General features: G+C 54.1%; 19 protein-coding genes. 10 read left to right on the top strand and 9 right to left on the bottom strand.

The window, feature by feature from the left end; all coding sequences use genetic code 11:
* The first annotated feature begins 12 nt into the window (after positions 1–12).
* Positions 13–1,986, top strand: a complete 1,974-nt coding sequence (locus PSR63_RS07175) for a recombinase family protein (RefSeq protein ID WP_274331980.1) — start codon at positions 13–15, stop codon at positions 1,984–1,986.
* A gap of 88 nt (positions 1,987–2,074) precedes the next feature.
* Here PSR63_RS07175 and PSR63_RS07170 read toward each other — a convergent pair whose 3' ends face one another.
* Positions 2,075–2,455 (bottom strand): helix-turn-helix domain-containing protein, encoded by a 381-nt coding sequence (locus tag PSR63_RS07170; RefSeq protein WP_274331978.1) that lies wholly within the window; start codon positions 2,453–2,455, stop codon positions 2,075–2,077.
* A gap of 158 nt (positions 2,456–2,613) precedes the next feature.
* Here PSR63_RS07170 and PSR63_RS07165 point away from each other — a divergent pair, with 158 nt between their 5' ends.
* The 7 genes from PSR63_RS07165 to PSR63_RS07135 all read left to right on the top strand — a co-directional run bounded on the left by PSR63_RS07165 (position 2,614) and on the right by PSR63_RS07135 (position 10,123).
* Positions 2,614–3,402 carry a hypothetical protein gene (locus tag PSR63_RS07165; RefSeq protein ID WP_274331976.1) on the top strand — a complete coding sequence of 263 codons (789 nt, stop codon included), beginning with the start codon at positions 2,614–2,616 and terminating at the stop codon, positions 3,400–3,402.
* Between the two features lie 2 nt (positions 3,403–3,404).
* Complete coding sequence (locus PSR63_RS07160; RefSeq protein ID WP_274331975.1) at positions 3,405–4,007, top strand: hypothetical protein; 603 nt, start codon at positions 3,405–3,407, stop codon at positions 4,005–4,007.
* A gap of 2 nt (positions 4,008–4,009) precedes the next feature.
* Positions 4,010–5,008 (top strand): hypothetical protein, encoded by a 999-nt coding sequence (locus PSR63_RS07155; RefSeq protein ID WP_274331974.1) that lies wholly within the window; start codon positions 4,010–4,012, stop codon positions 5,006–5,008.
* An 85-nt stretch (positions 5,009–5,093) separates the two neighbouring features.
* Positions 5,094–6,953: a GYF domain-containing protein gene (locus tag PSR63_RS07150; RefSeq protein WP_274331973.1), complete on the top strand. Its 1,860-nt coding sequence runs from the start codon at positions 5,094–5,096 to the stop codon at positions 6,951–6,953.
* 580 nt (positions 6,954–7,533) lie between these two features.
* Entirely contained in the window at positions 7,534–8,535 is a 1,002-nt protein-coding gene (locus PSR63_RS07145; RefSeq protein WP_274331972.1) for a tetratricopeptide repeat protein, read from the top strand.
* 23 nt (positions 8,536–8,558) lie between these two features.
* Entirely contained in the window at positions 8,559–9,560 is a 1,002-nt protein-coding gene (locus PSR63_RS07140) for an ArdC-like ssDNA-binding domain-containing protein (protein WP_274331970.1), read from the top strand.
* An 11-nt stretch (positions 9,561–9,571) separates the two neighbouring features.
* A complete protein-coding gene (locus tag PSR63_RS07135) occupies positions 9,572–10,123 on the top strand; it encodes a hypothetical protein (RefSeq protein WP_274331968.1) in 552 nt (183 codons plus the stop codon).
* A gap of 199 nt (positions 10,124–10,322) precedes the next feature.
* On the opposite strand, the gene PSR63_RS07130 is transcribed toward PSR63_RS07135, so the two are convergent.
* The 3 genes from PSR63_RS07130 to PSR63_RS07120 form a co-directional block, all read right to left on the bottom strand.
* Complete coding sequence (locus PSR63_RS07130) at positions 10,323–10,601, bottom strand: hypothetical protein (protein WP_274331967.1); 279 nt, start codon at positions 10,599–10,601, stop codon at positions 10,323–10,325.
* 82 nt (positions 10,602–10,683) lie between these two features.
* Positions 10,684–10,986, bottom strand: a complete 303-nt coding sequence (locus tag PSR63_RS07125) for a hypothetical protein (protein ID WP_274331965.1) — start codon at positions 10,984–10,986, stop codon at positions 10,684–10,686.
* 107 nt (positions 10,987–11,093) lie between these two features.
* Positions 11,094–12,065 carry a DUF932 domain-containing protein gene (locus tag PSR63_RS07120; RefSeq protein WP_274331963.1) on the bottom strand — a complete coding sequence of 324 codons (972 nt, stop codon included), beginning with the start codon at positions 12,063–12,065 and terminating at the stop codon, positions 11,094–11,096.
* A gap of 260 nt (positions 12,066–12,325) precedes the next feature.
* Between PSR63_RS07120 and PSR63_RS07115 the strand changes: the two genes are divergently transcribed.
* Positions 12,326–12,610 carry a hypothetical protein gene (locus PSR63_RS07115; protein ID WP_274331961.1) on the top strand — a complete coding sequence of 95 codons (285 nt, stop codon included), beginning with the start codon at positions 12,326–12,328 and terminating at the stop codon, positions 12,608–12,610.
* Here the strand turns inward: PSR63_RS07115 and PSR63_RS07110 are convergent.
* From PSR63_RS07110 to PSR63_RS07100, 3 genes are all read right to left on the bottom strand, one after another.
* The gene (locus PSR63_RS07110) at positions 12,607–13,206 is read right to left on the bottom strand and encodes a recombinase family protein (RefSeq protein ID WP_274331959.1); all 600 of its coding nucleotides are present in this window, start codon (positions 13,204–13,206) and stop codon (positions 12,607–12,609) included. The two genes, PSR63_RS07115 and PSR63_RS07110, sit on opposite strands and share 4 nt — an antisense overlap.
* Before the next feature lie 118 nt (positions 13,207–13,324).
* Positions 13,325–13,777, bottom strand: coding sequence for a helix-turn-helix transcriptional regulator (locus tag PSR63_RS07105; protein WP_274331957.1), 453 nt, complete (start codon positions 13,775–13,777; stop codon positions 13,325–13,327).
* Between the two features lie 53 nt (positions 13,778–13,830).
* Positions 13,831–14,778 (bottom strand): Holliday junction DNA helicase RuvB C-terminal domain-containing protein, encoded by a 948-nt coding sequence (locus PSR63_RS07100; RefSeq protein WP_274331955.1) that lies wholly within the window; start codon positions 14,776–14,778, stop codon positions 13,831–13,833.
* Positions 14,779–14,945: 167 nt separating this feature from the next.
* On the opposite strand from PSR63_RS07100, the gene PSR63_RS07095 reads away from it, so the two are divergent.
* Entirely contained in the window at positions 14,946–15,695 is a 750-nt protein-coding gene (locus tag PSR63_RS07095; protein ID WP_274331954.1) for a hypothetical protein, read from the top strand.
* A gap of 426 nt (positions 15,696–16,121) precedes the next feature.
* Here the strand turns inward: PSR63_RS07095 and PSR63_RS07090 are convergent, their stop codons facing one another.
* Positions 16,122–16,451, bottom strand: coding sequence for a hypothetical protein (locus tag PSR63_RS07090; RefSeq protein WP_274331952.1), 330 nt, complete (start codon positions 16,449–16,451; stop codon positions 16,122–16,124).
* Positions 16,452–16,659: 208 nt separating this feature from the next.
* Positions 16,660–18,306: an AAA family ATPase gene (locus tag PSR63_RS07085; RefSeq protein WP_274331950.1), complete on the bottom strand. Its 1,647-nt coding sequence runs from the start codon at positions 18,304–18,306 to the stop codon at positions 16,660–16,662.
* Between the last annotated feature and the right edge of the window lie 143 nt (positions 18,307–18,449).

Here is an 18,449-nt window from a genome sequence, read left to right as displayed (position 1 = left end):
GGCCGTTCCGAAATGACACCGGCTAAGTACGTTGAATTCGCACAAGAGAAGGCGAAGGAATTTGACGTTTCTTTCGATGGTGACGTACGAACAATCGAACGCATGATGAAGGATGGGATTCCGAACGTCGGCGACATCTATCTCGACTACGGAGTTCAAGGCCACAAGAAGTCTCGTCCTGCACTGGATCAACTTCGGACGCGAATTGAGACTGACAATTCGATTGACGTTCTGGTCATTCCCCGGCGAGACCGATTGTTCCGGCCAAACGATCCTGTAGATGGGCTTCTGCTAGAGGCGGAATTCAGCAAGGCTGGCATTACGATCGTTTACCAAGATAAGGTAGTGCCGCCGACTAAGAAGGGGGCAAGGCATGATTTGGCCCAACTGCTGACGGGGCTGATCGACTTTGACCGAGCCGGGGCGGACCGTCGCGATCTGGCGCGAAAGATCATCCTGGCCCAAATTCGTTTGGCTGAACGAGGATACTCGACCGGAGGTCGGCCATCATTTGGCTTTCGCCGTTCCCTCGTGACTGAACAAGGCGAACTCGTACGTCATTTGCAGGATGGAGAACGAGTACGGATGCGAGGGTGCCATGTGGTTTGGCAGCCAGATGAAAACAAGATTGATCTGGTGCGGCGCATCCTGGGGCTGCTAAAGAACCATCCGGCTAATCGCGTGGCCAGGATGTTGAACGACGAAGGGCTTCCTTCGCCTGATGCGGGCCGGTTTCGAACTGACAATGGTGTGCGGCATTTGGTATCGGGAAATTGGAATGGCACCACGATAACCAACATTGCCCGCAATCCTCTCCTTGTGGCGATCAACGCATATGGTCGCCGCTCGATGGGAGATCAACTGCGGCTGTCATCGGATGGCGTGCGCGAACTGGAAGAAACAGACTTCCGAGAGGATGAGCAGCCGAAAGTAATTCGCAACCCCAGCGACTTGCATGTCACAGGGCAGGGGAGCTTTGATCCCATTGTCGATCCAAAGGAGCGCGAGGAGCTAATCCAAGAATTGGATCGGCGGGGAGCAACTCAGAGGGCTATTCCTCGATCACGAAACCCCAAAATGAATCCCCTGGGCGGTCGCGTGTACGATATGGACTGTGGCTGGCTCATGTATCGGGCGCCGTACACCGGTTCCTTTCGGTACAAGTGTGGTTTGTACGACTTGAGCCACGGTCAGCAGTGTCGACACAACACTATCAAGGGGCCAGAAGCGACCGCGTTCTTGCTCAGTTGCATTCGGCAGCGGCTGCTGGCACGAGGTCTATGGCAGAAGCTTCGTGAGCGGCTTAAGCAGATCGCCGATCGCGAGGCCAGTACAGGTCAAGATGACTCGCGAATCGCTATGATTCAAAAGAAGCAGCTTGAAGTTCAGGAGGAATTGAAGGCTGTTACGAAGTCCTTGGCACGCGCTGGTGACCGGCCGGACCTGTTCGAAGCAATGACCTCCGAATTTGACAAGCTGAAGACTCAGGAGAAGAATCTCGCGAGTCAGATGAATGAGCTGAAAGCGAAAGCGTCCGTCGCCTCCGAGGATGTTGCGGAAGTCGAAAAAGCGTTGGAGCTGGCCATGAATCTGACTGAGCTCGCAGACTCGAAGATGGACGACTTTGAACTACCTCGGCAGTTGTTCAACCTAACAAATGTTCGGCTGTTTGTCCGCTTCCAGGAAGTCCAGCAGGGCAAGCGAACCGTCAATCAGCTTGCAGGCGGCGTTGTGACGTTCGGCGCCGCGGAACCCCCCATTGAAATCTATTCGGGGCCTACGAATCGAAAGTACGTGAAGGGCCGACGAAAGAATCATCGGAACGGGAATCCCCAGGGGAAACCCGAGTTAGAAATTACTTACCCTACTGGAGAGAGTAAGTCGTTAGGAAATCGAAGTCGAGGTTTCAGAAATCAGTTAGAACTTTTCGTCCAGGGAATCGAGGGGATGGACCCAGCGACTCGCCACTTGGTTCTAGCTGCTTGAAAGCCCGACCGGCGAGAATCGAGTATGCCGACAACCAGGGAGAAATTCAACTGAATCCAGCGTTGCAACGGTGGAGGCAACCTGATCGTCACCGTTTTCTCGTCGGCGACTCGCCCAACCTCGCCAACAACGGGCAGAGCATGAGCAGCGTTTCCCGGTCGGCTCCGCTGATCAACTGATCGGCAAGTTTTTTTGCTTCTTCTCTGAGAACCGCCTCGGTATCTGGTGACGCATCCGCTGGCAACAGATCGTGGATCGAATTACCGAGGGCTTCGGCGAGTCGGCCAACGAGATCGATGCCTGGAGCCGCTCCACCGCTTTCCATTCGGCCGACGTAGCTGGCGGTGATACGTGAGTGCCTTGCGAGTTCGGCCTGAGTCATGCTACGGGAATGGCGCAATTCTCTCAATCGAGCGCCGAATTGCCCGACGATCTCGGCGTGTCGAATTTGAGTTTTTTTCTTAGCCATGCGCACCTCCTATGGTCATTCGTCCAAATGCGGAGGTGCAAAGCACGTCTAAAATATTTGCTGACACGCACTTTAGTGTGTATCCTAGGGTGCATTTCGCCTTAGCCTCCCGTTGCCGGTGAAACCGGCCTCCGTTTGTATTCGAGAAAGAAACAGCGATGAATCGAGTTTGCCTGCTGCTACTCACTGCTTCCCTCCTCGGCTGCGGAGCCAGGGCCGAGGTCGCCAAAGAAAAACTGCTGTCCAAGATCGATTCCATCCTTGGTGAGATGGACGTCAAGCGAAAGCAGATCGAGAATTCCGTGGACGCTTTCAAAAAGGGCATCGATGGTCTTCGCAAGGCAAAGATCAAGGCCCAGGTCAAGCAGGACCAGATCGTTCGCCAAGCTGCCCCGCTCGAACAGAAGCTCAAGGAAATTGACACGTCCCTTCGCACCTTGCGGGATCACCTGGCTTCTGGCGAAGCCGCTGAGATCGGCGGAAAGACCTACTCGCCCGGCGAACTGAAGGCGATGGGAGACAAGCTCCTGGCGGCTCGCAAGGAACTGGTGAACCAGATCGGAGGATATGAGAGATCAAAGGAAAGCCTCCAAAAGGTCGTCGATTCTCTGGAGCGAAAGCTGACTGAGTACCAGCAGCGACTTTCCAAGCTCGAAAGCCAGATCGCTGAGATCGACTCCAAGACCGTGGCCCTCAAAGCGATGAAGGACGCTTCGGCGGCGATGGGCGAGAGTGAAAAGTCGATGGCGGAAAACGTTGATGACCTCGAAGCGAAGGTCAACGATCTCTACGCCGATGTCGAAGTCGAACTCCTCACTGAAGATCAGAAGTGGAATGCTGACGAGACGACGGCGGAAATCGACGCCGTGGATGCCTTCATCGCTGCCACGCAAGACCCGACCGACACCCTGACTGAGATCGACAAGATCCTACAAGCGATGGAGTGAGCATGGTGCATGTTGCTTGGCCGACCACTCTCTTCGCTGGACTCGTACTCTTTGCAGTTGCTGGCTGTGATAAGGCACCCGATGCCGCACCTCAGCCGGAAGCGGCCATCTCTTCTCGCACTGGTCCCGAAGAACGCCCCATCTCCTATCGAGAGCGACTGGGACGATTGAAATACGAGCGGGACCAACTGGTCCGCTCTGTCAATCGATTGGGACGAGACCGAGAGCAGGCAATCAAGCGTTTGCATTCGTTGGGCATCTCCTCGTCAACTGACCTCAACAGCCATCCCGATGCGAAATATGACGCTCAAGAACTGACTCAAATCGTTGGTCAAATACAGCAATTGAAGGGCGTTATCTCTGACTACGACTCGGCTATCCACAGAGTAGAAGCTGTCGTTCGACGGCAAGAACGAAAGGCTCGGTGGGAAATGTCCGCTCCGTCCGAATCGGAACTCGATCAACTTTCGGCAGCTTTTCGTGAGGCGGAAGAGGAATTGCGTCCTCAAAGAGAATTCTCGTTGGTCGAAGACCTGAGAATGGAACAGGTACTTGATTCTGAACTCGCTCACGACCAAGAGTCGGATAGCAATTCGGAGAAATGATCATGACTAAAGAGTCGCCTAGCGGGCCACCCCCAATGCCCAATCAACCGACTCCCCCGCATATGCCGAGCGATAAATCATCGGCGTCAGTAGGCGACATCTCGATCGAAACCGAGCACGATCCACTCGATGAAGTGATCGCCGGTGTTCCCAGAGTGGCTGGCATCCTTCTGGCTGCGGAAGTCGTCATGCTTCTTTCTGGGCTTTTCGTGCCAACTTCGTTTCTCCTGACCGTCCCCTTACTGACCATGTTGGGATTCTGGATGGTCGTTATTGGGGCTCGCATTGCGGGGAAACTGAACTTTGTCCAAAGGCTGGCATCTCGGATGGGGCAATTTAGCATCATGCTGCAAGCTCTGGGCCTGAGTCCGCTTTTGTTCGGTGGTTTTGGAATCCTGGTCCTGTCGAATGCAGATGGATATACGGGCAACATTGCTCGATTTCTCGTCGTGATCTATACGGTTTTCTTTATCCCTGCCGTTCTCTTCGTGCGTGCAAAGGCCCACAGACATCTTGGGAAGAGTCCTTTAGAGATTTCCAAGAGCGAACTGATCCGTTTGGGAGCCAGCGTTGGAGTCGCCGTCGTGCTGGTTTCGGGGCTCTTCAATTTCTTGACTCCGAGGGAGCCTGAGCTACCTGTACTCGGCTACGAAAACGCTGAAGATTTCATGGCTGCTGCCAAGGCCGAGCGTGCGGCTCAAATGTCGCAGATCGAGGATGCCCACGCTCTCTGGGAGTCTGATGATCGGTTCGAAGCCGTCCGCAAGTACAAGTCGCTTCTGCGATCGAGCAATGTGAGTTCGACCGATGAAGCGGCCATCTACCGCCGAGTCATCGAGCATGAAGCCGAGTACGGTGACGCTGGTTCCGCCCGTGACTGGGCTTTGCGGGCCTACGAAGAAGGACGATGGAACGCTGCACTGCGAAAGCTGACTTTTTCGTCCGAGGCCGCAACGACGATTTGGGAAGACGTTGTCCGTGCCAGCCAGAACGAAGAATGATCAATCAGTGCCCTTTACCTTGTGACGGTGTGATCAATCAGGAAAACGAGATTGTCGCCGAAAGCAATCCTTTCAGGATCAATCGATGGCAGATCAGTGGTATTACGGTCGAGATGGTCAACACGCTGGACCGGTGACATCTCAGCAGTTGAAAGGGCTTGTCGATAACGGTGATCTTCAGCCGACCGACTTGGTCTGGAAAGAAGGGCTTTCCGAGTGGATTCCGGCGAAGAAGGTCAAAGGGCTTTTCTCGAATGCGGAACGCCTCGACACAAAGACGGGTTTACTGCCTTCCAACTCAACCAAAAACACTGTCGCCGTTTCCTGCGGAAATTGCGGCGCACGCTACAAAGTTGACGAAGCGGCCGTCGTGGGTGGACGAGTCAAATGTCGGGCGTGCGCCAATCGCATTCTGGTCGGGGCGGAACTAGAAGAGTCGTTTGGGTTTCCCGTCCCCGATCAAGTCGTTGCTTCCCGTGAATTGACTGAGGAGGAAACTCAAATCGCTCGACGTCGGCTATCGGCATTTGCTCAGAGCATTCCTCATCACGCCATAGACGAATTCGGGACGGCTATCAATATTTCAGAAACCAAACTCGTTCCATGTTATCAAATCGATCTTCAGACGCTGTACGAGCAGCGAGTGGTGGAACAACGAGAAGCCCCCTACGAAGGAGAACAACTTCCAACCCTCGAAGTGGATCGACAGAATATCGCTCCTTGGGAATACGATTTCGTCAATAGGACTGAATTCAAAGAGTTTCAAGACGAACTTCGAGTAGACAAATCGCAGTCCCTTCATGACTGCGGTGATTGTGGGAGGACGGGTGCAGTGCCCTGCCCAGATTGTGAGGGGCATGGGCAAGTCTGTTGCCCCGGCTGCGCCGGATCGGCGGCCGTCGCTTGTCCCCAGTGCCGAGGGCGTGGTGTGGTGAGGCAGGAGCGAAGCATTCCAGTCGAAAAAGCCTGCTGGGTTTGCAATGGCACTGGTCGTCCAAGCGAGCATATTCAGGACGTCTTTGGTTCGAGTTCACGTTGTGGCCAATGCCGAGGACTGGGAAAGTACACCGATTTCGTCTCGGAGTATTACGAAACGCCCTGTGGCTATTGCGGGACAACAGGACAAGTCCAATGCGGAGTGTGTGGTGCGACTGGAGCCGTGACATGCGAAACCTGCAATGGCAAGACACGCATCACCTGCGGACGATGCGATGGACGTACCCAGCTTGTCTCCTTCCTGACGATTGTCCGAACTCTATCTCCATCCTCATCCTCGAAGTTAGCGATCGACGGCGAAATAGAAGATCCGATACACTCGCTTTTGAGGTCGCAGATCGACGGCGAGTCAGGCATGCTGATTGTCGGGACCGCTGCTGCGGTGGGGGGTTCAAGCGGTTTAGAAGAATTGACCGAAGCAGTTGGCGTCCCGATTTTGGCGGAGACGATCCGTCAATTGACTAACAACGCTTTGGCAAACTTGAGTGAGCAAAACCGAGTCGCTTACCAATCTCTGACAATTCGACAGACCGTAGCAGCCAAGATTCATTACTCGTTCAAAGTTTGTGAGTACGACGCTTGCCTGCTGGGGGAAGATGCGAGTCCTTTACCTTTGCGAAATCCCTTTACCGATCTCGCCGAATCGTCACTCAAAGAGGCCATCAGCTATTGGCAACAGGGCGAAAAGCAAAAGGCCATCGAGAATCTCAACCTCAGCCGTGCAATTGCCACCAAGGACGAAATGTCGAAAACGATCCTGGAGGAGTACCAGGAACAGACTCCTGTCGGACTGCGAACCGCAGCGGCAGCGACATCCATGATGGTATCGGCCCGAGCCGCAATGCTCCGTGGAGCTACCGCAGTGTCAGAAACAATCGATGCGGTGAAAAACTCCAAGTTGGGACGGTGGCTGGGGAAGCTCAAAGAGAACGGTGACGTGCAGGAATAACGTCCCGTGCTGATGGAATCACGCAAGTCGGCCCAGAGCCACTGGTCACGTTTCCTCTTGCAGTGAGTTCACTCGTATACGACGAAACATCTGACGGCCATTGGCCGCCAGATGTTTTGGTAAATTGGGGACATTCCCTGACGGGCGTTCAAGAATCCCAATCAACTACGCCAATTGCCATATAACGATGTGTTGGCGAATCGCTACTTGGTTCTAGCTGCTTGAGAGCCCGACCGGCGAAAATCAAGCACGCCGACAACTGGGTAGAAATTCAACTGAATCTCCCATGCAAGTTTCTCGCCCCGGTCTAACCAGTGGCTCTGTACCTTGTTGGGGCGAATCGGTCATTGGAACTTCGATGCGTTTCCGACCCGAGGAGATCGACAAAAATCTATCCGTTGGTCTGACGATCCGATCCACAGCTTGCCCACATTGGTTTGAAATGAAATCGTCTACGAGAACATCCAGCAGAGTTTGAAAGGTAATGGTCGTTTCTGATCCAACGTCTGAATCGGTACGATTCAGTTTCTTCTGCGATTGACCGGACAACTACGGTCATTTTCACCACACGGAAGCTCCTATGGCCGATGCCCCAACAACTTTCGATCACGCTCGCCAGATGATGCAAGTCGGTGAATATGAAAAGGCAGTCATTGCTTGTAGCCATCTTTTGCAGTTGTCGCCGCACGGAGAGTTTTACTGCCTTCGAGCGGAAGCCTACGTTGAAATCGGCCAATTGTCCCTTGCTATGGCCGACGTAGATGCGGCACTCGCCATTGATCCGTATAACGCTTTAGCTCATTGCCGAAAAGGAGAAATCTTCTGGGCAAACGGAAACATCGAAAGGGCTCTCAGCGAATTGCAGATTGCGATCAGCCAACACGATGGCTGCTACGAAGCCCACAACAACCTCGGGGCTGTCCATTATGAAGCGGGAGATTTTCACTCGGCAGTGGAGCGATTTTCCCGAGCACTAGCCTTGTCGCCGGAATACGGCGCAGCCTACGCCAACCGTGGCCGTGCCTACGCCGCATTGGACAATGTCATGAAAGCCGAGGCCGATCTCGTTCGAGCCATCGAAATCATTAGAGCGCCCCGCCATCTTTCGTCCGCCTACTGTTCATTGGGACTTGTCGAATTTCGGATGGAAAAGTTCATCGAGGCGGCTGATGCCTTCGATTGCGCTAAGAGAGCAACTGGCGACATTGAGGCGACATACCTCGTATTCGGTGCTTACGCCAAATTTCAATTGGCGGAATCAGCGGGCGACTTTCGTGAACAGAAGAAGTGGTTGGAATCGGCAATGGAAGATGCAGAAATTGCAAATCGCAGAGGATGCGAGGGAGCCGCCCTTATCCTTGAGCGAATTCGCAATGCTCTAAACCACGTCAATCAACCTCGCATTCATCACCAGGAAGAACCGATGGGCTTTGGGGAGATTAGGTTGATCAGACGAGGCCCGAGGCGGGTATCGCAACCTTACTATGGGAACATCCAGTGCGGGGGGTGTGGCCTGCTCTACTGGTATACTCAACCGTGCTGCCATCGCTGTGGATGCCCAAATCCACATTGCCCCTACTAAGCCTAGTTTGGAGATGTAGCCGCATGCAATTTCCTCGACTGATCCTGCCTGACGAATTCTTCAGTCAGTTGGACAGTGCGCCTGACATCACCACCTACGTCCACCAGCGAATCACGGTTGCTTTGCAACGCAGCCGCATTCCTTGGCAGGTGCCGGTGTCCCACGATCCAAACTGTGGGCTTCCGACCAATGTCCGCACTGGTGGCCGCTACCGTGGCGTCAACACGCTGCTGTTGTGCGACACCTACGAGACCAAGGGATATCGTAGCAAGTGGTGGGGAACATACGAGGATTGGGCTGCTGCCGGTGCGACCGTCAAGGGCGGACAGGAGCCGACCGTTATCGTCCGATACTGTGGCGGTGACCAGGTCGAGTCCGACCTGGCATTCAATGCGGTTCAAGTCCAAGGTGCTGATAGCCTACTAGCGATTCTGACTGAGTTGAAGACCATCGTCCCCAACGATGAAGCCGACTTCGGCCTCATGGGAAGGCTGATCGAGCACCACAGTCCCGACATCCGATTCGATGTTGGGGACGATCGATTCGGTCCTGAATGGAACGGATACATCACACCCGAGCCCTTTCATGATTATCCGAATCACAAGTCTGGTGATTACATCCTGATGCAATCCGAGGGCCACTTCATGAGTCGTGCAGACCACTTCTCGGTGATGCTGCATGAACTGATGCATTGGGCTGAGGTTCGCACCGGCTGGATGCACTGCATGCCTCTTCGAGAGCTAGTGGCTGAGATGGGAATGCACGTCCTCGGACTGGAGCTAGGCGTCCCGCATTGCTTCGACGAATACAATCACCGCAAGTGGCTCAAGGAATGGAATCTCATCTTCCCTCAGGATCATCGACTGTTCTTCTGGATCACGGCTCAGATGGATCGTGTGTGCGACTACTTACTTGGACCGATCTTGCATCGGAAGCACAGTGACTATCACGACCAGTACAGAATCATACCCGAAGTGAACCACATCACCGGTCCTGAGTTCATGGACTTCAGGCCCAAATGGTAAGAGAAGACTTCATGAGCTACGAACCCCGACCGCTTCCTGAAGAAGTCCAGCGTCTTTGCACCAAGCTAGATGCACCACCTCGGCTGGTTGCCCACCTGATTCTCGTCCATGATGTGTCCGTTGATCTCGTCGAAGGATTACGCCAGAGGTTTCCTGACCTGGATTTCGATCAGGAGGCCGTTTGTTTTGGGGCAGGAAGCCATGATCTTGGCAAGGCGTTGGAGCGAAACCGAAATGAGTTGACTGGCCCAGGCAGCAAACATGAAGAAGATGGCCCGGCGCTGCTGGAGGAGCATGGAGTTGAACCAAGGCTGGCCCGCTTCGCTGGAACGCACGGTGCCTGGTCAAGACAAGAGTTGCCAATCGAAGATCTTCTTGTCGCCCTTTGCGACTGCATCTGGAAAGGGCAGAGGCTTGAAGAACTGGAGAAGCAGGTGATCAACAAGATCACCGAGCAAACCGGCATCGAACAGTGGGAAGTCTTCAGCGAAATCGATGCACTTCTCGAAGAGATTGGCAGTCAGGGAGACGAAAGACTGGCTTTTCAGAGACGAGGTGAGTGAACCAAAGGAGTCCCATGAAAGCCTGAATGCATATCACTCCAGAAGGGGCGACTGGAGCCACAATTCTCAGCGATCATGTTGATAATTGTTTGATAAAGCACTTTGTGACAGGCTTTTGGATTCCACCATCAAGGTACAAAGTCACTGTCCCCACCCGCCCACTTCCGCCTGTCGGCGAAAGTGGGTCTGCCGAATCCGATCAATACTCAGACGGAAGCAGAATGCACGTCGAACTCCTGTCGGCCTCCGTGATGATCCAGAGTTTCGTGTCGTCCGTCAGCCGATACGCCGACAGCAACCTGGCTCCGCTCTGAAGAGCATCGTCATTCGCTTGCTGGTCTTCCTGATCAAGTTCACCCCAGTCTCCTGCTACATGGCGAGTGAGGAACTCGGTCGGATTTTGCCCAGCGCTTTCCAAGGCTTCAAGTGCGCCAGGCGTGGCAACGATTTGTCCAAGATCGAACTTTGGTGATGGCATGTGTGGTCTCCTTGGTGAGTACGCTGACTGTTTGCCAAGCAAGGTACGGGGCGACTGCCAAGTCAGCCGGATTGATCGCCGCTCACAAAGGGATCACTTCCGATTCAACATCTTCTCCTTCCGCCAAGTGATCGATCGCTTCCAATGCCGCCATCTCTCGATCCGTTGTGAGCCGGGTGAGGCTATTGAGTTTGCTCACGTACGCCAGCACGATTTGGTGGTTGTTGATCGCATCACCATTGAGATTCTGCGACTGCCGCATAGCATCGATGTCCCGCAGCATCTGCGCAACAATGGCTCGGAGGTTGACGCCGTTCTGAATGAGTTGAGCGTACTTGGCAGCTTGCCTGGTTGCGTCGTCAGGATGAATGATTTGTTTAGGCATGACGATCTCCTTGATGAGAAGCAGGGTCTGCATTGCAAGGTACAGAGCCACTGGCTTTGCAGAGCAAGCCCCGCCGACCTCCGTGTCGGCGGGGCAATCGGGAGACGTCAGGACGCCGTTGCCATCTCATAAGCGAGATCGAAGGCTCGCCGCTTGAGGTCGCTCCCCGGCCCCATCAGCACCGAGGACATGCGGCTTTCGGCCTTGTTGCCCTTGTACGTGTAGAACCGGCCGTGATCGACGGCTTCGCTCACCGAGTTGAAAAGACTCCAGAATGATCCACGGATGGAAGCAAGCTGATTCCGTTCGCTGCGAAACGCCGTGCGGATCGCTTCGACTTTGCGGTCGTGGATGGTCGCCGATCGGCCTTCGTTTTCAGGCTGAGGAACAAGCGTCGAGACGTACTCATTGGCTTGTTCTCGGCTATACCGACTCTTGGCCAGTACCTGCGCCTTGCTGCTGAAGTCCGTGAACTGTTCATCGGCTTTCGACAACAGCTTGTGGGCCTGCTTCAGCTTGGCGTCCATGTCGCCGATGTGACGGATTCCCCGCTGACCACGGATCGCCAATGCGGCCGTGTTCGAGCAGACCACCCTCACGCTGGTTGGGATGGCGAACAAGGCCCCTGTTGCGTCGTGGCTGTTGAGCCACAGGATATACCGCTGGAGTTCATCGCCTTCGGCGACCGTGTCCACACTCGGCATCCTAGCGAGCACCCACACCGTGCGACCGCCACGAAGAGCACCGGCACTTTCGTACTTCATGATGCCGTCCTTGAGCAGGTTGTCCAGGAAGCGAAAGGCATCCCTGTTCTGCACAACCCGATAGCTGTCGCTCATCACGCCAAGATGCAACCCGGTGTCACTTCGGATCGTCGTGGAGTGGCCAGGGATATGCCGACCGTCGTGATCGTAGATGGGCTGAAGCTCGACGTCCCAGTCGAGGTGCGCCGCTTGGATCATCTCCTCGCTATTGGGGACGTGGTCCAGGACGTAGTCCCCGGCGACATCCCACCAGCAGGACTTGAGTGCGAATGCCGCTTCGGCTTTGCCATCGATGAAACTGATTTCGGCTGACATTGTGTGTCTCTCCCGACAAGAGTTGCGAATGACCTGCCGACGGTCGGCGGCCTTCGCTCTTGCAAGGTACGGTGCGACTGGAGAGGAGATGGGAGTCGGGCCTGCGTTGGTTGATACGGCCAGTGGCGGTGTACGTTGGGGGGCTGGCGTTCGGGAGTTCATGGATTCGTGCTCAGCGAATCGTTGCTCGGAGTTTTGCACAGCAAGTTGCTAGAATATGTAGAGTCGTAAGGAACTTGAACATATCGAGGAGAGTTAGGATGCTCAGGGCCAACATTTCACATGAAGAAGCAAAGCAATTGCTCGGCCAACCGGATAAAGATTCGATTACTGGAGCATTTATCGGAGAAGTGAATGGGCAACGTGCTTTGATTACCGTTGGCGTATGGGAGCCAACTACATTTGATACCGAGGTGCCTGAAGGCAGTCACTTTGTTCGGGCCGAAGTCCTTCATCACAATCAGCAATCGGCGGCTGGACTACCTGAAGCCGGTGCAAGACAGGCGATACTCGATCCGTTGGACTGGGAAGTAGTTGATAGCTAATCTCTCGCTGGCGTCGTTTGCAGCACCCGAATCACCGTCTTCCTCGACAGCCCAACCATCCTTGCGATCGCCGACTTGGACACGCCTTCTCCGAAAAGCTGCTGAATCAGCTTCTCCTTTTCTTTGGTCAGGCGGATGCGAGTGCCAGGCTTTCGACCTCCCCACTGCTTCCCCTCTTCCTTTGCACGGGCAATTCCCGCCAGTTGCCGCTCTTTGCGAACCTCGGTCTCGTAGGCCGCCACGCTGGCAAGCACGCCCGCCATCAGCCGACCGGCAGGCGTGCCGAGGTCGAATCCTTCTCGAAGGGATACAAAGCCAATGCCCAATTGCTGGAACTCATCAAGCAAAGTAAGCAGGCCCTTGGCGGTTCGTCCCAACCGATCAAGTCGCCAGACGACAACCTTGGTAACTTTACCTTGACGAGCATCGGCAAGGAGCTTCTCCAACCCAGGCCGGTCCATCGTGGTTCCTGTGAATTTGTCACGATACCACTTCACTTCACAGCCCTGGGCTTTCACCCACGTCCGTAGATCGGGCTCTTGGCTCTTGGTGTCCTGGCCGGTGCTGGAGACCCGAAGATAGATTCCGATCGTCATGGGCGCTTACCTAGAAGTACACACGTAAAGGGACAAGGAAATCGGCTCGTTTTCGTGACGTAAATCGTTGTTTTTCGTCGATTCCAGCCGAGGACATCAAAGTACACAGTTGGCACGGCTACTCCCGCTGCTTGATCGCAAGGAAGACTCGCCGGATAACTTCACCGGGAGCGATGCCATCGACGCCATCGGGAAAGAGTTCTTCGACTACCGTGGTCGTTTGGCTCTCGGTAACGCCGGTTAGTCCGAGCGACTTGAGGCCAGCAACGAGATCGGCGTGACTACTGGCCTTGGTGGTCGGTTGCTTGGCTGTCGGCTTCATTCGCCCCGTCCGCTTGGCATTGAAGGTGACGAGACTGCCGTCGAGACTGACGCCGGTACAGCGAATCTCAAGACATTTCCTGATCAGTTTCTGGTCATAAATTGGACGATTGTTGACACCGTTCGGGACCGGTGGTGGGAAAACTCCCTTGCCGATCAGGCTATAGAACCGGGATCGGGACAGCCCGCACATCTCGGCCATCTTGGTGGCCGTCACAGCCGAGGGTATCGATGATTGGTATTCGTTCATGGTTGCAACGTGGAAAAGAACAGGACAGAAACAACGCAACGGCTAGACAACAGTTAGACCGTGTCTTTACGGCTTGCGAGGACATGATCACGCCCTTTCGGCATCAACTCTCGCATGCCGTTTTTGTCCTTGCCGATCAATTCGGCTCGGATCAAGAAGGACTCAGTCACCTCGCTTACTGTCCTGGTTGGCAGTCCAAGCCGTGAGGCGATCACATTCAGTCGAGTCGGTCCTTCAGACAAGATTTCCAAGTACCTTTGCTCGGCAGCGTCCAGGCCAAGCTCGTCAATTCCATCTAACTCGCAGGCTGCTGCAAGATGCCGTGAGTCGATTGTCTTGAAACCTTTGGCAACTGCTACTCGCCTGCAAGACTGAAGCAATCGCAAGGCGAGTCTCGGCGTGCCCTTAGATCGTTGAGCAATCAGCGGAAGAGCGGCTTCATGCACATCCCACCCCAAAGCCTTGCTACGCTGGAAGATAACTTGGCAAAGCTCGTCGTTCCCCAAATGCTCGAATCGAAGAGCGAGCCGCATCCTGTCTCGTAGCGGCTGCAAAATCTTGAATTCGTCGGTTGTTGAGATCAGCAAGGTGAAGTCGGCGATTGGAATCGCCTGCGGGGCACGGCCGTTCCCGCCCACGTACACCGTTTTCTTATCCAGAGCGAGGTACAAGGTGGTCTGGAGATGAGGGCTGAGTTCGTGGACTTCGTCAATGTGGACGACCGACTTATCCTTCGCCGCCAGCAGTAAGGCGTTGACGTCTGCTGTGTTGGTGACGGTTTGCCCCAATACTTCCTGAAATTTGGATACCGCCATCTCGCTTTGGATTACATGGGCTGTTGCGGATTTTCCGGTGCCCGGTGGGCCGAGAAGCATAGCAGACGGAAAAGCTACGCCTTCGTTGAAGGCGTAGTCCAATGCAACCTCGACCGATCGGACAACATTGCGCTGACCGATGATGTGCTTCAGCGAACTTGGTGATACGTCGTTTACGTCTTTCATGAATTGGCTCCCTTCACCCCAGAAGGTACAGAGCCACTGGTGCTGTAACCGGCATGCTGACGAGAAGAGCAGCGTGGTCAGAGGAAACGTGGAGATTCCACCTTTGAGTCAGGCGTTCAAAACTTTCGGCCAGGATGAAGTGACTTTGGGCAAGCGGCGGGTGAGCAATGAAGATCACTTGGCATTTTGAGCCCGCCGATATCGAAAAGGTCCAGTCATTCTTCGAGAAGCACCGAGATAACCCTTTTGTTCAGCAACGGGAAGCGGTCAACCTTGCCGACAATAAGCCACCGGTCACAAAGGAAGATTTCTGGGAAAGGATGGTGGCGTGTCTGCTGACTACTCAGCAGCGATCTGGTCCCGATAGCCCAATCTCTCGATTTATGACTCGTCCATTTCCACTACGGTGGGAGATCTGTGTGGAGGAGGAGTCTCTTGCTGACTTCGCCCGTGGCGTGATGGCGGACTTTGGTGGAATCCGTCGCTCTACGATCATCGGCAAGGAGATGGCAAAGAACATGGTGAAGATTCAAAGCCACACTTGGGAAAGCACTCTTGAGAAGCTCGATGCGCTTCGAATTGGAGTTGAAGCAGCAGTCGAGAGGCAGACCGCAGATTTCATCGACGACGTCTATCATGGGTTTGGACCAAAGCAGTCAAGAAACCTCCTTCAGATGTTGGGCTTATCTCGCTACGAAATTCCCATCGACAGCCGAATCACGAAGTGGCTGAACGAACAAGGCTTCCCGGTAAAGCTGACAGCGGGGCCATTGCAGGACCAGCACTATTACGCTTTCGTCTCAGATGGATTTCAGCAGCTTGCGTCGGCGTGTGGCATCTTTCCGTGCTTGCTTGACGCCGCAATCTTTTCGAGCTTCGATGGCGACGGCTGGACCGAAGACAATGTTGTCTGGTGATGCGGAACTCGTCAACACAGCCCCGGCTGCCCGCCGACCCATTACCCCCTCAAACCGAATCGGCCCCAACGTAGCCGTCACCAGGTCCAAATCTCGCCTAAAGGCGTCCTCGGGTGATTGCTGAGGGATGACAGCGTCTTCTTCAACTCAAGATTATGGCTTGAACCTGGAAGTGACTTTGTCATCTCGGAGCGTGGGAAGGGTGCGGCCAACAATCAGCGGCAAGGCCGCCAGAGATGTAGCGACCAGCGCCACAGTATCTGGGACCACATTCAAGTTGACCGTTGGTGATGAGGTAGGGGTGAAGCGGTTATTGTTTGTTCATGCATGCAATAGCCGCCGCCCCTTCGGGCGGCGGCTTCGCCTGTGAAGATTGACCGGAATGGCAGAGGGTTATTAGCCGAGCCGATAATCACTCTTTCATGGTTAGCAACAAGTACCGGTGGCGTCATTCTCAGCCATCAGCCGAGCCAGTCTTCGTCTGCATGCGTCTCCGTGCTCGAATTGAGCGAACTTCTGGCGGGACTTGTCGAAGAAGAGCCAGGGTTCCATGCAGTCTGGATCAACTCGTTTTTCGACAATCCCGGTCCCATCTTCATTGGAGCCGAACCACACGTCATTTCCGGCGAGGTAGTATGCCTGCTTGATACTTTTTGCAGCGACATGCAAAACTTTGGCATCGTGTTTGTAATTCGTTTGCCCAGACTGGATTTGACCGAACCAGTCATAGAGTTCATAGATTTTGATCGATTTCAATTGTTCCTTTCTGACGTCAGATTTGATCCCTTCTCGACGTCCGAATTCTGAATGGTTTTGTTTTCGGGTCTCCTCGTTTTTTTCACACCCCCAACCCTAAAGGGTTGGGGGGTAGTGACAAAAAGGTCGGAATTGACCTCATACCCTTGAAAACAAGGGGTTTAGAGTTTTCGTCACACGGTGGCGGAAACTCTTGCTTGGTGGAAAGTCACACCGCAAGCATGGGCTCTCGAAAGTAGACTTTCGGAGGACGACCGGTCGTGGACTCCAATTGTTTGATACTCACTCGACGGCCAGATTCTGGGTCTACCTCAAGCAGTCGGTTCAAATGACGTCGAATGGAGGAGTCGGGCTTTCCGCTCAACTCGGCCAATTGCTTGACGGTCATTCCGTTTTCGATTGTTACCTCGCTTCGTTTTACAACTGGAAGTAGTCCGAGAATCGAATCGTCGCCGACTGCCTTTCGTACCTCATCCTCTTCAGCAGCTAGGTCCGATGCTGATCCGGCAAATTCGATCCGATCCCCCGTCTTCTTGATAACTTGCGTTGCGGGGACCACCTTTAGGCGACCCCTCATCTTGAGCTTGCGTCCTTCTTTGGATCTTTCAAGTCGCCAAATGTAGTCTGGGACTGCTTCCCAATCTGACGACCCCGAGAATCCGCCGCTCTTATTGTCATGGTGAATAACAACAACTGCCCAACCGGTCTCCCGAGCGAACTTCTGGAGCGGCTCCAGAGCCGAGCGAACTGGCCCTTGCGAGTTCTCCCAGTTAGGGACATCCGAAAACAGCCCATTGAATGCGGCCCGGCCTGAATCGACAATCAGAAGTCCCGTTTGTTCTGCGAGCCGGTACTTTTCGGTGATCTTCTTCAGCCATTCTGAAGTTAGGGCTGATGGCATCGACTTGGGAGCTTTGAAGAGATGCCCGATTTCCTCCAGTCGATTGGCTGGGAGATATTCGACCAGGTTCTCCCAGACGTAATCCGCTGGGTTCTCGAAATCGAGGTAGAGCACTGGCGACTGCGTGACCTCGAACTTGTCCAGCCAGTGATCTCCCCCCAGCAGTGCGCCAACGAGAGCAAACATGAGTGTCGATTTCCCAAGTTTTTGCTGTCCAGCAAACACCGTAAGACTGCCTGCTAACAACCATTCATCGACCAAATATGCTCGCTTGATCGATTCAGCGAAGTCACGATACTCGACCAGATCAAAGCATTCTGTGTCCGTGGCCGAACCCAACTGTTGTACTGACTCCAACTTCTTGATCGTGTCGGCGAACGCAAACTTGCCCTCTTTCATTGCAGTAAGATGAGTCGAGAAAGCCGCCTTGGTGGCCTGGACCTTCGCAAAATCAATCAGCTTCGCCAAGATGGCTGCTCTGCTTTCCACGCCTGGCTTGTAATAGTGATGGACCGCATTGAACTCAACATGGAAATGGTTCCGCAGTTTTTCAGTCTTGCTGCTGGTCTGCTCTTCGATCTCCTGAGCGATCCACCATTTGTCGGCGAGCGACTCGTACTTGGTCCAATACTCAGCGGCGATGCTATAGACGAGTTGGTGAACTTCATTCGTAAAGTATCCGCTCTTCACGACAGTGGCTGCTTGGTCCATAACGACTTCGTCGTGAAGCATGGAAGAAAGAACATGTCTTTGAAACTCTTCGCCCCAATGGAACTCCGTGTTCCATTCGCTATCTGGGTTTTGCAATCCGTCGAGGACTCTAATCTCTTCCGGTGTGAGTTCGGGAATCCTGATTGAATCATTTGGCGTTTGAGTCGATGTTCCGTTTAGCGAGGAAGAGTCGCATTGCTCCAACCTGTTGTCTTCTCGCTTTTTTCCGTTCAAAATCTCCATTACTTACTTACCTATGAATAGTGGCACGGCCCCATTGCCAATGCCCAGTTACCGCTTCAAGCGGCCTTGATGTGTTGTTCGCATTTCTAGGCAGAATCAGGAACAACATCGGACAATATGAGCCCGCCCGACGAGGGCGGGCT

This window comes from Bremerella sp. P1 (assembly GCF_028748185.1).
GTDB lineage: Bacteria > Planctomycetota > Planctomycetia > Pirellulales > Pirellulaceae > Bremerella.
The sequence above is the reverse complement of the archived record's forward strand: the minus strand, read 5'-3'. Positions and strand labels throughout refer to the sequence as shown.

Excerpts from the sequence above, each read along its gene's own strand:
- PSR63_RS07105 (WP_274331957.1), bottom strand. The coding sequence starts at position 13,777 with ATGAACGAATACCAATCATCGATACCCTCGGCTGTGACGGCCACCAAG.
- PSR63_RS07160 (WP_274331975.1), top strand. The coding sequence starts at position 3,405 with ATGGTGCATGTTGCTTGGCCGACCACTCTCTTCGCTGGACTCGTACTC.
- PSR63_RS07095 (WP_274331954.1), top strand. The coding sequence starts at position 14,946 with ATGAAGATCACTTGGCATTTTGAGCCCGCCGATATCGAAAAGGTCCAG.
- PSR63_RS07175 (WP_274331980.1), top strand. The coding sequence starts at position 13 with ATGACACCGGCTAAGTACGTTGAATTCGCACAAGAGAAGGCGAAGGAA.
- PSR63_RS07145 (WP_274331972.1), top strand. The coding sequence starts at position 7,534 with ATGGCCGATGCCCCAACAACTTTCGATCACGCTCGCCAGATGATGCAA.
- PSR63_RS07170 (WP_274331978.1), bottom strand. The coding sequence starts at position 2,455 with ATGGCTAAGAAAAAAACTCAAATTCGACACGCCGAGATCGTCGGGCAA.
- PSR63_RS07150 (WP_274331973.1), top strand. The coding sequence starts at position 5,094 with ATGGCAGATCAGTGGTATTACGGTCGAGATGGTCAACACGCTGGACCG.
- PSR63_RS07100 (WP_274331955.1), bottom strand. The coding sequence starts at position 14,778 with ATGAAAGACGTAAACGACGTATCACCAAGTTCGCTGAAGCACATCATC.
- PSR63_RS07155 (WP_274331974.1), top strand. The coding sequence starts at position 4,010 with ATGACTAAAGAGTCGCCTAGCGGGCCACCCCCAATGCCCAATCAACCG.
- PSR63_RS07125 (WP_274331965.1), bottom strand. The coding sequence starts at position 10,986 with ATGCCTAAACAAATCATTCATCCTGACGACGCAACCAGGCAAGCTGCC.
- PSR63_RS07135 (WP_274331968.1), top strand. The coding sequence starts at position 9,572 with ATGAGCTACGAACCCCGACCGCTTCCTGAAGAAGTCCAGCGTCTTTGC.
- PSR63_RS07110 (WP_274331959.1), bottom strand. The coding sequence starts at position 13,206 with ATGACGATCGGAATCTATCTTCGGGTCTCCAGCACCGGCCAGGACACC.
- PSR63_RS07115 (WP_274331961.1), top strand. The coding sequence starts at position 12,326 with ATGCTCAGGGCCAACATTTCACATGAAGAAGCAAAGCAATTGCTCGGC.
- PSR63_RS07165 (WP_274331976.1), top strand. The coding sequence starts at position 2,614 with ATGAATCGAGTTTGCCTGCTGCTACTCACTGCTTCCCTCCTCGGCTGC.
- PSR63_RS07085 (WP_274331950.1), bottom strand. The coding sequence starts at position 18,306 with ATGGAGATTTTGAACGGAAAAAAGCGAGAAGACAACAGGTTGGAGCAA.
- PSR63_RS07140 (WP_274331970.1), top strand. The coding sequence starts at position 8,559 with ATGCAATTTCCTCGACTGATCCTGCCTGACGAATTCTTCAGTCAGTTG.
- PSR63_RS07120 (WP_274331963.1), bottom strand. The coding sequence starts at position 12,065 with ATGTCAGCCGAAATCAGTTTCATCGATGGCAAAGCCGAAGCGGCATTC.
- PSR63_RS07130 (WP_274331967.1), bottom strand. The coding sequence starts at position 10,601 with ATGCCATCACCAAAGTTCGATCTTGGACAAATCGTTGCCACGCCTGGC.